Annotated in this window: 11 protein-coding genes and 2 pseudogenes; 3 read left to right on the top strand and 10 right to left on the bottom strand. The window is 58.5% G+C overall.

The window, feature by feature from the left end:
* Positions 1-260 precede the first annotated feature (260 nt).
* From M0D64_RS43995 to istA, 4 genes are all read right to left on the bottom strand, one after another.
* On the bottom strand, positions 261-1166 hold the full coding sequence (locus M0D64_RS43995) for a GIY-YIG nuclease family protein (protein ID WP_266262195.1): 906 nt from the start codon (positions 1164-1166) through the stop codon (positions 261-263).
* A 630-nt stretch (positions 1167-1796) separates the two neighbouring features.
* A complete protein-coding gene (locus M0D64_RS43990) occupies positions 1797-3134 on the bottom strand; it encodes a tetratricopeptide repeat protein (protein ID WP_266262194.1) in 1338 nt (445 codons plus the stop codon).
* Positions 3109-3909 (bottom strand): IS21-like element helper ATPase IstB, encoded by an 801-nt coding sequence (gene istB / locus M0D64_RS43985; protein ID WP_266262193.1) that lies wholly within the window; start codon positions 3907-3909, stop codon positions 3109-3111. The genes M0D64_RS43990 and istB overlap by 26 nt, the downstream gene beginning before the upstream one ends.
* On the bottom strand, positions 3902-5425 hold the full coding sequence (gene istA, locus M0D64_RS43980; protein ID WP_266262191.1) for an IS21 family transposase: 1524 nt from the start codon (positions 5423-5425) through the stop codon (positions 3902-3904). Before istA ends, istB begins: the two co-directional genes overlap by 8 nt.
* 115 nt (positions 5426-5540) lie before the next feature.
* On the opposite strand from istA, the pseudogene M0D64_RS43975 reads away from it, so the two are divergent.
* A pseudogene (locus M0D64_RS43975) lies at positions 5541-5975 on the top strand (transposase); the annotation flags it as partial.
* Positions 5976-6282: 307 nt separating this feature from the next.
* Here M0D64_RS43975 and M0D64_RS43970 read toward each other — a convergent pair.
* From M0D64_RS43970 to M0D64_RS43945, 6 genes and pseudogenes are all read right to left on the bottom strand, one after another.
* Entirely contained in the window at positions 6283-6927 is a 645-nt protein-coding gene (locus M0D64_RS43970) for a hypothetical protein (protein ID WP_266262190.1), read from the bottom strand.
* A gap of 124 nt (positions 6928-7051) precedes the next feature.
* The gene (locus M0D64_RS43965; RefSeq protein ID WP_266262189.1) at positions 7052-8263 is read right to left on the bottom strand and encodes a hypothetical protein; all 1212 of its coding nucleotides are present in this window, start codon (positions 8261-8263) and stop codon (positions 7052-7054) included.
* Between the two features lie 407 nt (positions 8264-8670).
* Positions 8671-9255 (bottom strand): YSC84-related protein, encoded by a 585-nt coding sequence (locus M0D64_RS43960; protein WP_266262188.1) that lies wholly within the window; start codon positions 9253-9255, stop codon positions 8671-8673.
* Between the two features lie 91 nt (positions 9256-9346).
* Entirely contained in the window at positions 9347-10504 is a 1158-nt protein-coding gene (locus M0D64_RS43955; RefSeq protein ID WP_266262187.1) for a YhcG family protein, read from the bottom strand.
* Positions 10501-10794: pseudogene (locus M0D64_RS43950) on the bottom strand (HU family DNA-binding protein); the annotation flags it as partial. The pseudogene M0D64_RS43950 and the gene M0D64_RS43955, both read right to left, overlap by 4 nt.
* 312 nt (positions 10795-11106) lie before the next feature.
* Positions 11107-11322: a hypothetical protein gene (locus M0D64_RS43945; protein ID WP_266262186.1), complete on the bottom strand. Its 216-nt coding sequence runs from the start codon at positions 11320-11322 to the stop codon at positions 11107-11109.
* 299 nt (positions 11323-11621) lie between these two features.
* On the opposite strand from M0D64_RS43945, the gene M0D64_RS43940 reads away from it, so the two are divergent.
* Together M0D64_RS43940 and M0D64_RS43935 are read left to right on the top strand one after the other, a co-directional pair.
* Positions 11622-12191, top strand: coding sequence for a hypothetical protein (locus M0D64_RS43940; RefSeq protein WP_266262185.1), 570 nt, complete (start codon positions 11622-11624; stop codon positions 12189-12191).
* Positions 12192-12651: 460 nt separating this feature from the next.
* A complete protein-coding gene (locus M0D64_RS43935; protein ID WP_266262184.1) occupies positions 12652-12942 on the top strand; it encodes a hypothetical protein in 291 nt (96 codons plus the stop codon).
* The last annotated feature ends 707 nt before the right edge of the window (positions 12943-13649 follow it).

Below are 13649 nucleotides of genomic sequence, written 5' to 3'. Positions count from 1 at the left end.
GCAATGTCGTGATCAATGGCCGCTTTCGGCAAATTCAAGCGGCCGGAGTGGGTCGCGTGCTGCCGATCACAGTCGCGTGCGATTCGGGCAATTCATTCCGTTCGCATGAAGCAGTGATCGGCCATGAAGCGTCGCCCATCTGTATCGACGATCGGACACACAGCCGACTACTTTGCATCCCTAAGCGGCCGTTCGCCCGGCAATGTATCCACCCAAAGAGCGTCACGCAGGGGCGCCTCATGTCATGTGCCGCGCGACCCCTAATCCCATATTTCATCAAGGTTGGCGGCGTCTAAAAGCTTTTGCCTTAATGCATATCGTGCCGATTGCATGTTGATTTCGCTATTTTCTAATCGCGGGATCGGACCGATTGTCGCCGCGGGGCCTTTGAATTTGAGTATGTATTTTCCGCTGTCAGCGTATGGCTCGATTGACGCGATTTCTGCGATGTGAGTAACCGCTCCTACGGGGGCTACCTGATAGGCGGCAATGTACTTCAGTTTTGGAATGTGCTTCGCGTTAATGCGAATGGCAAACCAGCAGTCGTGGCCGATGAACTCCTGCTTAAACCCCTCCTCTCGGGCTGGGATGACAATTGTGTCGAACTGTTCGGCAGTCAAGGGATTACTCGTCACGGCCTGCACCTGTTCTCCGGGCGCGTCCCCTAGCTTCGGAGGCGTGAACGCATTGATGCCGAGCATCGGAAGGATCAGATAGATATCCTCAAGAAATGCTTGCGCCGTAGCCTTCGACACGAGCGACATCGTTGGAGGTGTCGGCACGTTCTTGTTCAAAAGTATGGCTCGATCAAACTGCTTCGCGCGCGCAACCATCGCGGACTCTAGGTACTGCACTTCGGTTTTCCCGATCTTGTTAAGTCGATCAAAAAAGTAGACGCCCCAAACCCATCCTTCCTTGTTTGCAACGTGATTTTTTAGTCGTTCGCCCACTGGGTCGGCTTCGCCGATATATATCGTCTCTTCGGAAGCGTTGCCTACCAAGATGTACAGCCCGGCCTGATTGAATCCCGGCTCATGTTTAAGTTGCGCGAACAGATCCTTGGAAAAGACCACTCCAGATCCGGACCAGTTTGACTTGTCGACATGGCGGATGCCCTGCGGATCACCCGTTGTCGCGAAAACCGTGATAGAGAATGGAAAGGGCACAACCTTCTCCGCTTGTTGTGAACGTCAACTATACAATGACATCACGGCGTTTCGCGCCTCCTTGCGATCGGCGTCATGCTTGCCATGCTGCGGCCGCCTCATCTGCGGCACTTATGTAACGCAAACGCGACGACGGTTGCATTTCTGAACCGGCCGTTCGGCAGCAGAGAAGTAGAACGGCACAGAAGGGTCGCTTTATACCCCTCACATAAACACAACGATCGACTATCGATCCGAGGTTGGCGTTCGACCGGGTTCGGCCAACTACGGCCAAATGCCCACGATGTTGCGTGGACATTTGGACGCCAGCTTGGTCACGTACAGCGGCCATTCGTTGGACCCGGCTAAGCGGCGCATCGTCAGTCATCACTATCGCCGAGCGTCGATGTTTTCAGATTCGCGAATGGCTGGTGGTTATCATAAGTCTCTCAAAGGCGTGAGGCGATCACGAACAGTCCGTTTATTCGGAGAATCTGCGTCTGTTGGCCTTTAAAGTAAGGATGGGGCCATCCTAACGTTTGTCAACCATCGACTATGCTCTTCGACCGTGTGTCCATCGCAAAGAGCTCTGATCGTGACAGATGGCACGCCCGTATCAACAACAGAATAAATACTGAGTTGAAGCAGTTGTCAGCGTTCAATAGTGCGTTTGTTGATACGGGAGACGCGATCCAACACCTCGTCTGCTTCGTCAAATCGTTGGAGTCGACGAAGAACGGAACCGAGACCTTTTAATGCGACGGCTGTGTCGGGGTGTGTGGGGCCTACTGTCTTCTCTCTAATTTTTACGGCACTCCTGAACAGTTCCTCTGCCTCGCTGAATCTGCGCTGATCAATGAGCGGATAGGCCAACCCCATCATTGCAGTAGCAACTGACGGGTGATTTTCGCCATACAAAGCTTGCCGTAGAGCGAGGACGTTCCGGAACAGTGCTTCTGCTTCTTGCGGCCTCCCTTGCCGCGAAACCACCGATGCCATGCCCTGCAACGATGCTGCTTTCATCTTCTCGGCGTCGCGCTCCTCGGCAATGTTGAGAGCACGCTGAAAGTTTACGTGTGCATCATCGAGTCGACCCAGATCGAAAGCCAGCCATCCAAGTTCCAGCAGGATTTCTGCAATTCGCAAACTGTCAAAGAAATGTGATGCTTCCGTTATAGCCAAAGCCTGTTGAAGGTATGCGGCCGCTTGCTCAAATTTCCTGCTTCGGCGCAGGGCCCATGCGAGACCGCGCAATACCGCGATCGTTTCAGGATGTGCTGGGCCTGCCGTGTGTTCCCTTATTTCCAGTGCGGATCGGAACAAGCGTTCCGCCTCTTCAAACTTGCCCTGATCCACACACACGTGCGCGAGGCTCTGAAGGGTCGTCGCGACCAACGGATGGGCAGAGCTAAGAGACGCCTGTCGTAATGCTAGAACATTGCGCAACAAAGCCTCCGCCTCAGAAAGCTTGTATTGCCTTCTGAGGAGTGTAGCCTGACCTTGCATGGCGGCAGCAGTGAGTCGTGCACGAGGTTCAAGATGCTGCGCCAGCTCATAAACTTGCCCAAAGCGCATGAGAGCTTCTTCATCGTTCTCTTGATGATAGGCGACCCAACCCATCTCCAGAAGCACATCCGCGACATCTGCATGCGTCCATCCGAGCTTATTTTCTCGGATCGTCAAACATCGCCTCAGTTCTCTCGATGCCTCGTCAAATTTTTGAAGTCGGCGCAGTATCTTGCCAAGCTCACGAAGCGCCCGGGCTGTCCGCGCCGAATGAATTTTGAGCCACCGCGCCGATCGAGCTTTGAGCCGGGGTGGAGACCGGCCTGAAGAAGGACCGGTTGTGGATAAGTGTATGGGTTTCCGGAGTGGTTGTCCTCCTTCGTATGAGGATGCATTGCGCAGTGGAAGCTGCGAAGGGCGTAGCCCGTAGCGGCTTCCACTGCGCGGCAAGCGACGATCAGGCTGATTCGTTCGCGCTCGCACCGTCGGCTCTGCGTGCTGCTTCGCGCGAGCGGATACGCTTCTTTGCACTGGCGCTGCTATGGCGGAAACGGTAGCTTTCGTTGCCGGTTTCCACGATGTGGCAGTGATGCGTCAGCCGGTCCAGCAATGCCGTGGTCATCTTCGCGTCGCCGAACACACTGGACCATTCGGCAAAGTCCAGATTCGTTGTCACCGCAACGCTTGTATGCTCGTACAGGCGACTCAGCAGGTGGAATAGCAACGCCCCGCCGGCCTGGCTGAAGGGCAGATATCCGAGTTCGTCCAGAATGACCAGGTCGAGGCGAAGCAGGCTCGCCGCGATCCTCCCGGCGCGTCCCTGCGCCTTCTCCTGCTCCAGTGCGTTGGCCAGATCCACGGTCGAGTAGAAGCGCACCCGCTTGCCGTGGTGCATGATGCCGGACACGCCTATGGCGGTCGCCAGATGCGTCTTGCCCGAGCCCGGGCCGCCGACCAGAACCAGGTTGTGCGCGCCCTCGGTGAACGTCATGCCGGCCAGTTGCGTGACGAGCTGACGGTCGACCGGCGAGCCATCGAAGTCGAAGCCCGCGATGTCGCGATGCACCGGGAACTTCGCCGCGTTCATCTGGTGGCTGACCGAACGCACGGCCCGATCCGCGACCTCGGCCTGCAACAGCCGTTCGAGCAGCCATTGCGAAGACGCCGCCTCGACATTCACCTGTTCGAGCAGTTCGGCCCAGCCGGCAGCCATGCCGTGCAGCCGCAAGTGTTTGAGTTCGACAATCAGATCACGCATGACCGGCCTCCGGCTGTTGCAGTGCCGGGCGCAGCCCGTCGTAGCGCGAGGTGTCGGCCAGCGGCGGTGTCGTCAGTTGTAGCGCAGTATCGATCTTCGGCGGCATCTGCACGCTGCGCATGCGCGACAGCACGTTCACCACATGCTCGACGCTCACGCGCCCGGAGGGCGGCGCCTGCTCCAATGCGAGTTCGACTGCAACCACTACGGCATCCAGACCGCTTTCCGGGACCAGCGCCAGAACCTTAGCCATTACCCGGTCGCCACCTGGCTCGCGTAGTAACGCCCGACGCAGCCGTTGCAGCGGCTCGGGCATATCCTGGAACGGCGCACCGTTGCGCAGGGCTCCTGGCTTGCGCTGGATCAGCGGGATGTAATGCTGCCACTCGTATCGCACCTGTCCTTCGTCGGCCAGTCGATCGTGTTCGGCCACCACGGCATCGTCGGCAACCACCACGACACGGCCAGGATAGAGCCGCGTGCTGAGCATCTGGCCTGCGAATTCGCATGGCACGGAGTAGCGATTGCGGCCAATCACCACCAGGCAGGTCGACGAGACTCGTGCTGCGCGCTCAACATAACCGTCAAACGGTGTTGGCATCGGCATCAGATGGGCGCGTTCCTGCTCGAACACGTCGGCGACACTCAGCTCACGATAGTCCGGATGCTTCACCTGATCCCACAACGACCGGCACCGGGTCGCCAGCCATGCATTCAGATCAGCGAAACTGCCGAAGCGTTGCCCACGCGCCTCAATCCAGATACGCAGGCGGCTGTCCTGCACGTTCTTCTCGACGACGCCTTTCTCCCAGCCACTGGCGACATTGCAGAAGTCCGAATCGAACAGGTAGTGCGAACACATCACTGCGAAACGCGGATTGACTGTGCGACCCTTGCCTTTGTGCACCTTGTCTACGGCCGTTTTCATATTGTCATAGATGCCCCGGCGGGCCACCCCGCCGAAGGCCGTGAACGAGCGCGTATGGGCGTCGAACAGCATCTCGTGACCCTGGCTTGGGTAGGCCACGAGCCAGAACGCCCGCGACGCGCACAGCTTCATGTGCGACACCTGGAGCTTGCGGTAAATGCCGCCGACAACCAGTCCTTCCTCGGACCAGTCAAACTGGAATGCCTCGCCCAGCTCGAATCGCAACGGCACAAACGCCGACTTCGAAACCGCCTTGCCTTCGCCTTGCCGCCAGGCCCGGATGAAATCGGTCACCCGCGAGTAACAGCCGTCGTAGCCGCCAGCCTTGATCTCCTGGAACAGCATCCAGGCGGTGCGGCGTTCCTTCTTCGGTCGCCGCGCGTCGACACTGAGCGCCTGCACCAGCACTTCATGAAACGGCGTCAACCGCGTCGGCTGCGAGCGCCGCTGATACTTCGGCTCCTCCTGAACATCCATGTTCAGATATTTACTAATCGTGTTGCGCGACAGGCTTGTGAGACGCGCTATCTCGCGTACCGACTTGTTCTGGCGGTGGAACATCCGCCGCACCTTGCCAATCATCGTCATCGGGATCATCCCCAAACACCCTGCCAGAAAAACTAGCAGGATAGGTTGATTGCCCGGCTCAATTTTCAGTCGGCGCGATCCCTACATGTGGCTGAATTTTCGGTCGGCGTAAACAGAATATCGCTGTCCCACCGGGCACGCACTACGCAGTGATCGGCGCAAATTCACGAATCCGCGCTCGCGCGTCACGAAGGCTGACACGATCATCTATCGGGCAAGTCAGCTCGACTGCGAGAGCTGTTCGATGAAGGACCGCTGCTGTCCGAATACACCATTCCGCAAGATCGCCCGCAGCATCCATGAAGCTGCGCGTGACGAAACGAGGCGTATTGCGAAGACGCCGGAATACAAGCGATCTTGCCGTGAGCGAAAGAAGGTGGAAATGCTCTTTGCCCATCTCAAACGCATCCTGAAACTGGACCGTTTGCGACTGCGCGGTCCAAGCGGTGCTCATGATGAGTTCCTGATGGCAGCGACTGCGCAAAACCTGCGAAGACTGGCCAAGCGGTTCATGTCAGGAAGCAAGCAGATGCACCAGGCAGTTGCATGACGAGAAATGAGGATCGTTGCCTCGCCCAAGTTCACCGCTTCGCCGATCGTCACAACTCGATAACGTCGTGCCAACTCCAGCGCCCTGACCCAAAACAAGACTTTTTCAACACAATCCATAGATGAGCAGTCGTTGAATCCGCGAGATCGCATGCACACCGTACCTCATAGCGAAAGACGGGCGATCAAAGCCCTGGACGCACTTCTGACGTCTGCGACATCGCCTGGTACACAAGTGAAGCGTGGCTTTGGCACCAGAGACGCTCGGCGCCCGACAGCTGACCTGGCGATGTCTTGATGATCACACGTCAGGCCGGTTGGCGCCGTGCGATATCGTAGTTGATTCGATCCATCAGCAGTTGCGGGCCCGAAATGGTGAGGGGCGTGCGGGGCCCCATTCCCGCCACCTCCGCTACCAAATTAGGCCGGGCATCCCAGTTGCGGTAGCCGTTTCGCAATTCGTCCAGATACATCTCTGGCGCTGCAAACCGGATGTACTCGTCCAGTTGTTCGTCCGCAAGCATTGCATCGTACGGATTCACCGCTGGAAGGTAAATTGTCTTGGTGAAGTCGTAGTCGCCCTCGTCGGGGTCAATGTGGACCACGTTCGGAATTATCTCGACCAGAATGGAAAGAACATCCGATGGGGAGCTCTTGCACCATTCCGATTCAGCGCCCGACAGATGGTCAACGAAGGTGACATGGAGCTTCCAGCCCAGATAGCTTTCGACGCGTTTGAGTTGTGTGTGGTCTGCCGGCAGATGAAAGCCGCAGAACAACGCGTACCATGGGTTGGTCGTGGACTCCCGGATGCGCTTGAATAGTGGTCTTGTCGTGATACCTATCTTCGTGTGATCCAGATGGCGGTAATCATAGGCTAGGTACACCCAACCGTTAAAGTTTGGATCGGGGCCGCCTGGGTGCGATGGTGCGTCGGGGTTCAAATAGAACATGGTTTTGTTCTGATATTCTCCTGCCCCTCTGTCCTATGAGCTACCTGAGACGCAGACGCATCTCCGATTCTCCATTGGAATTCGGTGCAATGCTGATGACTGGTCGGGAACGCGAACCTGGAGTTCAAGCCGCCAGTAAAGGCTGGCGACCGCTGCCAAGCGATTTTCTCAGTAACAGTAGGGCCTTTTTCTGTTGCGCGAGCAAAGGCATTTTTGCATCCAAAACCTGGTCAATTGCACTCAAGATCAGTTTATTGAGATGTTGCTCTGCCTTGCCTGATCCCTTCTCGGCATCGTCGGTCACCCACCTATAGTGAATTTTCTTGTCGGCCCAGGGATTGGCGCCTGCTCGCTCCAAAGCCGCGCCACGAACATCGGCGAACAAAAAGGCTTGAGGCGGGGCACTCTCATTATCATCAGGCGACACATCAAACATCACGCCATAGCGGACCCGTAGCCAGTTTCCGTTGTGCCCCAGGGAATGCCTCGCAAAAACGTAGATTTGCCCACCGTTCTTTAGCTCACTGCGTAGGCCCCCAAAGTCGTCGACGGCGGATTTTCCCTCTGCGATCGACTTAAGCCGATTCCAGACGTTAAAATCAATACTCGCTACCTTAGAACGGCGGTCGTAGGATTCTCCCTCAATTTTCAGTCCAGCATTTTTCCAGGCCGCCTTGAAATGCCCATGAAATACACCCGACATCAGCTGTACGTTCTTGAGTAGGTTAGAGAATTCAACTGGTCCGTCCACATTGTTGGCACCCGGCTTACCGTTGCACAGATAGCGCTTCATATATTTTGTAAGAGCGACTCCACTGATATTCTGCATCACATTTCCTTCATCCTCTAGATAGCCTACCAACATATCGATCAGATCGGACCGCTCGGCATACGGTCGAAGATGATGCGCCAAATCATTCCAGCGTCTTATCTGAATTCCTTCTGCGGCGTAGAGCTCACGAGAGATCAGCAATACATATCGATTGCTTTTTCTGTCGCGCCAAGCACGATAATCAGCAAGTTGCGCCGGCTTTCTCTCCGTCTCCGGAAGTGGTTTGTCGTGGTACTTGATTTCAACAAGGATGGTCGGCTCTTCGTCTTCATCGGTGAAAACTGCCACGTCCGCTCGGCGCGGGCCGCGAGCACCGGCAAACGTATACTCGGCCTCGAAGCGCGCGGTTTTCAAATTCCGGCGAGGAATGCAGAACACATCGCTAATAAAAGTCGTTAATGCGTCTGGCCGGCGGTTACCCACTTCTTGGAGTATCAGGCCAAGGTGCCGCCCGTATAGGTCTCCCGTGAACCAGTGCTGAATCGCGCTAAAGAAGCTCTTCAACTCTCCCCCTTTTGATTTGTTGCCGGCTAACGCAATAATGGCAAGCGAAGCTTCGAGACGGCGTATCCTCGGATGACAGTAAGCCGCTCAGCAGGCTTACGGCGAGTCCGCAAGAAACTTTAGAGATTTCTTCTTACGATTCTCGTCCATTTGCCTTTGCCAACTGCGACTGAGCGAGTAGATTGGGCGGCCGTTCTAGCCTTGGAATCTGCCGCTCAGCAGGCACTTGCTGGAACGGCGGCTCAGGGTCGATCTGAGCCGGTTGTCATCCGGCTCAGTGCGGCCACAAAGGGGCATCGAATCTACAGTCGCCTCGACGCTCAAGCATCGCCTGTGCACCCGCAAACCGCCATTCGGCTCACGAATCCGCCCGAAGCCTCGCAAAACGAACGCGGCCACCGCCGCACTCAAATTTTGAGTCGCGAGACCTTGGTTCCCGAGAGCGACACATCTCCCATCAGACCGGCATTGGTCAGCACGATCGCATTGACTGGTGCGGTTGCCGTTGTCGTATCGATCGCACCGTTCGCACCGACGTTCAAGAGCGCGACGGACCCTTCTCCACCGACCGACCAGCCTTTGGAACGGCGAAAGCTGTTGAGCGCATCATGGGTCATGAACAGGAAGATAACGGCCTTCGATTGAGCCCCTGCCTGCAGGCCAAATGACCCGGATACCGTGCTGTAGTAGCCACCGGATTTCCCGCCTACGCGCAATGCGCCTTCGCCGTACTCGCCACCGGCGACGAAGCCAACCTTGATGACCGATGGGAACACGAGCACACCGTTCGCCTTGTCGACCAATTCCCGGGAACCCCTGACGTTCGCGTACAGCTTCGACAGGGTCCCATGGACCTTTGCATCGATCGCCCGCCGCTTCGAATCGTTGGACTCGCTGGCAATGGCATCGCTTACCGCCCCCAGGGAAACCGTGAGCGTAAGACCCGCGCCAACTAGCATTGCGCCCGTCCGCACAAAACCTCTTCTGTTCATCGCTACCTCCGTCGTTGTTGCATGGGTTACCGGGTCGCGGCCTCGTCTTCAGATGACCGGGATGGGATCGGTCAGGCATCGGGACCGAACATTACGAAGCGCCGGTACGCCGCTCCAGTTCCGCTGCTGTGCGCTCCAGCTCCTGCACGATCATCGCCTCATCGGGCAACACCGTCTGGTATTCCGCCGCGAGAACCGTGTTCGGCAGGTTGTCCAGCGCGTAGTGTGCTTCGGCCGCACCTTTCTGGGCGCAAAGGATCAGACCGACAGGTGGATTTTCCCCAGGCTTCATCCAGTGCTCGCGCGCGTAGTTCAGATAGAGATGCATCTGCCCGGCGTCCGCATAGCTGAAGCGGCCGACCTTGAGATCGATGATGACCAGGCATCTCAACCGTCGATGGAAAAACACCAGATCGACCCTGAACCACGTGTCGTCGATTCTCAGGCGGCGCTGCCGGCCGACGAAAGCAAAGTCGTCGCCGAGCTCCAGCAGGAAATCCGCCAGATGCTGGATCAGCGCCTCCTCAAGATCCGACTCCGAGTACTCGTCCCTGATGTCGAGAAACTCGAGGACGAACGGGTCGCGAATCGCCTCCTCTGGCGTGAGGAGATCACCCGGCTGGGCATCAGCGGCTTTTCTGAGCAGCGCCGCCTTGTTGCGCGACAGCGCCAGCCGCTCGTAAAGCTGGCTACCGATCTGGCGGTCGAGCTGGCGCACCGACCAGCCTTCGCGCAACGCCTCTGTTTCATAGAAAGCGCGCGCGGCCGCCGTCTTCACAGAAAGCAGGCGCACATAGGCGGACCACGGCAATGTAAAACGGGTGGCCAGCACCATGTAATCGGGCGCCGTTGCCATGGCGTCGACGGAGTCTTTCGCCGGCAGCGATTTTCCAGACGGCGTCTGGACATTTCCGGGGGCTGCCGATTTTCCAGACAGTGTCTGGAAAATCTCCGCCGCCGGCCAGGCGGAATAAAACGCGCGCATGCTGGCCAGATTGGCCCGGCCGAATCCGCGTCCGAAACGGCGCGTCAGGTCGTCCGCGAGCCGCGCGATCAGCGCCTGGCCGTAGCCGGCACGCGCCTGCCCGCCCTGCTCGCTGGCGACGATCCGCCGGCCGATCTCCCAGTAGGCGGCGGTCATGACGGCATTGACGTTGCGTGCCGCCGTGCGTCGCGCCGACTCGACGACACTGACCACTTCCTGGTGCAGCCCGGCGTAGTCGCCGGGCACGATCGCCACCTTCGTCATGACGCGTTGACGGCATCCTTGAACGCCTTGCCCGCCGTGAACTTGACGGTCTTCGCCGCGGGGATCTGGATTTCGGCGCCGGTCGCCGGATTGCGGCCGACCCGTGCGGCGCGCGCACCCGTGGAAAATGAACCGAAGCCAATCAGCTGGACGGTATCGCCCTTCGTCACCGCGCCGGTGATCGCAGCGATCACTGCGTCGATCATCTCGCCGGTCGCGGCCTTGCTTTCATCGGTTACCGCTGCGACCGCGTCCACCAGTTCCTGCTTGTTCATGGTTGATTCCTCGTTGTGATTGGGATGCCGCCACCCTACCCGATCGGCCTGCCTTCACGCAATCACGACCAGCGGGCGGTCCGGTTCTGCGGCACCCGGATCAACCAAAGGTGCATTGACTTCGGCACGCGCCGTCAGGGTCGGTCGGAAGCGCCCGGGCACGGCAGATCAATCGCGACTTTATCGACCGTCACCGGGCGACGACCGGAAAGCGCCATGCAGAAAAATCGCTACATCTGATAACTGGAGTAATCACGAACCGGCACCTCCGGCTGGAACCCGCGCACCGGCCCGATGGGTGGCGCACTGTGCCGGCGTGCCGCGCGCTCAGCGACTCCCGGGCGGACAGGTCGACAGGGTGCGCCGGTACTGATCGACTTCGAGCAGCAGATGGTCAATCCGCTCGCGCAGCTGGCCATTCTGCGCGCGCAGCGCGTCCGCCTCCCCACTCGCCTGCAGCCGCACCGCATCGTTCTGCATCTTGAGAAACCGCTCGGTGCCGGCCAGCTGCGTGGCTGTCTGCGCGAGGGTCGTGGCGCCCATGCCGGCGCGTTCGATCGACGCGTACAGATCGGTGGCTGGCGCGGGCGACTAGGGCGATGTGCGCCGCCCTGCGTGTTTCGCGTGACTTTTGCCACATACCGTCGACGCATGGTTAACGATTTCTTCATGTTCTGTCGATGGCACAGGCTCGCGCTTCTGACCACAATGAAACAGGTCAACGTGAGCGGCGCGGTGCGCCGCCGCTGGCCAGCCTCTGCCCGACGCTTTGTGCCTGTGCAAGCGCCTTGACATCACGCACACCCTGCGAAGCGCCCGTGGTCGGTGACAAGGAGATGAACATGAAAAGCAAAAGTTTGACCTGTGCGGCGGCCGTTGCGGCCACCCTTCTGTCGTTGAGCGGTGCGGCGCATGCCAAAGGCCCCACCTGTTCCAACGAAACGCTGACAGGCCTGTATGGATTCAGCGCTCAAGGCGAAATACTCGGCATCATCGGCACGGATGGTGCGGTTCACTACGCAAAGTCTCGGCTGCTGCTCAACGATGTCGCCGTCGTCAACTTCGACGCCAACGGCAACTTCACGCGAAACGATGCGGGCAATATCGGCGGCTTGCCAAAATCGGGCGGCGCCTTCAATTCCGTTCAGTTCGGCACCTACAACGTGAACAGCGATTGCACGGGAACGATGACGATCAACTACGGCACGAAAGCGAGTCCCGCAGGCGTGGTGCTCGTCGTGAATATCGTTATCTCGTCGGATGCGACACTGGTGATCGGCGAGATGACCAGTGAGACGGTCCCCTTCGCTGCTGCGCCTCCCACCGTCGATGGCACGTGTGGGAACCCATGCTCCGAAGCGGTGCAAATCAGTTTCGAGGGCAAAAAGGTGCTCGCCTACGGATTCCGTTAGGCGGACGGGACACGGCTTCAGGGGAAAGGTGGCAGCGACATCGGTACGTCGACGCTTGCCGCTTTGGTGCGCAGGCCGCCCGGCGCCCGGCTTTCGCTGGCGCAGCGGCGCGCTCGGCCAATCGGAGCTGCGGCAGACGCGACCCTTCAAAAGCCGATCTGATCGCATCTGTCCGACGGTCCGTTGCGGGTCGACATGCGACGCTACCCGCTGAAGAGCCGGTCGCACCCCGCATACGTGCGATGCGGCTCGGCGATTCCCACGCAACCGCGTAAGGTCGCGCCCCGCAAAATATCCGCCCGCCCAGTTTCTAGCCGCGCGCGGCCCGGCCCCATTTTTAGCAAATTTTTCGTTCTTTCGATGGCGACGGATTAACTCCAAAATTGGCTTCTTTTTAACGGATTGGACTCCCCATCGTCGGCGCACACTGACATCGTGCCAATCGCGCAGGGAGCCTGAAATGTCTTTCCGCCACCACCAAAGTTACCAGTTCGAAGTTGGCCTGCCGGACGTATCTATGTCCGATTGGAATGGTCCTTCGCGGTACTCCGACGCGGGCATGATGCGCGGCCTGCACCTCGCGTCGGAGTCCGTGTTGCGCCTCGCGACGCAGACTCACCACGCCGTCGCACGTGGCGACACGGTGGGTGCGGAAGTAGCGCGCGTATCGCTCGAAAAGCAGCTGGCACTGACCACGTGCCTGATCGATGAGCTATTGCTCAAAGGTACCGAACAACCTACGACACATTGATTGGCCGTCAGGCCAGACAGAACTAATCGCAGTGTCGAACTTCTGAAGACTGAAATGAGTGCCTTGACCGTAATTCTCAGCATTTGGACGATGGTAGCTATCTGCGCGATCCTCTTCATCCGCGGCGCCAGTCCGCGCGTTGAGCGGACCACCAAATCGCCGCAACGCCGCCCGGCGCGCTTTTCAATCGCTGAGTAACGGCGATCAGCCTGCCAATACGGCGGCGGCGGCCGCGGCCGCTTCTTCGCCCTCACCCGAATTGCTTCCTTCGTTAAGTGATTGTCGTGAAGGGCGACAATCAGCAAACGCCGTGCTGCGGATACTCCGCGACGGCGAGGCAGACGAACACGATCGGGAGCCCGCGCCAAAACTTCCATCGCAAGACATCCACCATAGGCTGTGCCAGCAAGGATGAACGCGCCGTCTGTGGAGGCTAACAGGCTCTCGGCACTCTCGGCGAAAGTCGCATACGCCAGTACCTGAACAGATGTTGATACAAGATCTTTCAGCCCTTCGACCTGGTCGGCGTACATGCGTCCGTCACACGGCATTGCGGGCAGAAAAATGAGCGATAGCGGCACAGGAACGGGCAAAGGGCAGCTTGGCTGGACAGTCTAGTTTGCCGTCAGACTGACAATCCGACGGCAAACAAATTGAAAATCATCTAGCGGACCTCCTGCCGCCGCCCTGCCGGGCGACGGGGTTAA

This window comes from Paraburkholderia sp. WS6, from assembly GCF_030464835.1.
GTDB lineage: Bacteria > Pseudomonadota > Gammaproteobacteria > Burkholderiales > Burkholderiaceae > Paraburkholderia > Paraburkholderia madseniana.
The sequence above is the reverse complement of the archived record's forward strand: the minus strand, read 5'-3'. Positions and strand labels throughout refer to the sequence as shown.

Coding starts and splice junctions, on each gene's coding strand:
- istA (WP_266262191.1), bottom strand. CDS start 5,425: ATGACGATGATTGGCAAGGTGCGGCGGATGTTCCACCGCCAGAACAAG.
- istB (WP_266262193.1), bottom strand. CDS start 3,909: ATGCGTGATCTGATTGTCGAACTCAAACACTTGCGGCTGCACGGCATG.
- M0D64_RS43970 (WP_266262190.1), bottom strand. CDS start 6,927: ATGTTCTATTTGAACCCCGACGCACCATCGCACCCAGGCGGCCCCGAT.
- M0D64_RS43935 (WP_266262184.1), top strand. CDS start 12,652: ATGTCTTTCCGCCACCACCAAAGTTACCAGTTCGAAGTTGGCCTGCCG.
- M0D64_RS43955 (WP_266262187.1), bottom strand. CDS start 10,504: ATGACGAAGGTGGCGATCGTGCCCGGCGACTACGCCGGGCTGCACCAG.
- M0D64_RS43945 (WP_266262186.1), bottom strand. CDS start 11,322: ATGGGCGCCACGACCCTCGCGCAGACAGCCACGCAGCTGGCCGGCACC.
- M0D64_RS43940 (WP_266262185.1), top strand. CDS start 11,622: ATGAAAAGCAAAAGTTTGACCTGTGCGGCGGCCGTTGCGGCCACCCTT.
- M0D64_RS43960 (WP_266262188.1), bottom strand. CDS start 9,255: ATGAACAGAAGAGGTTTTGTGCGGACGGGCGCAATGCTAGTTGGCGCG.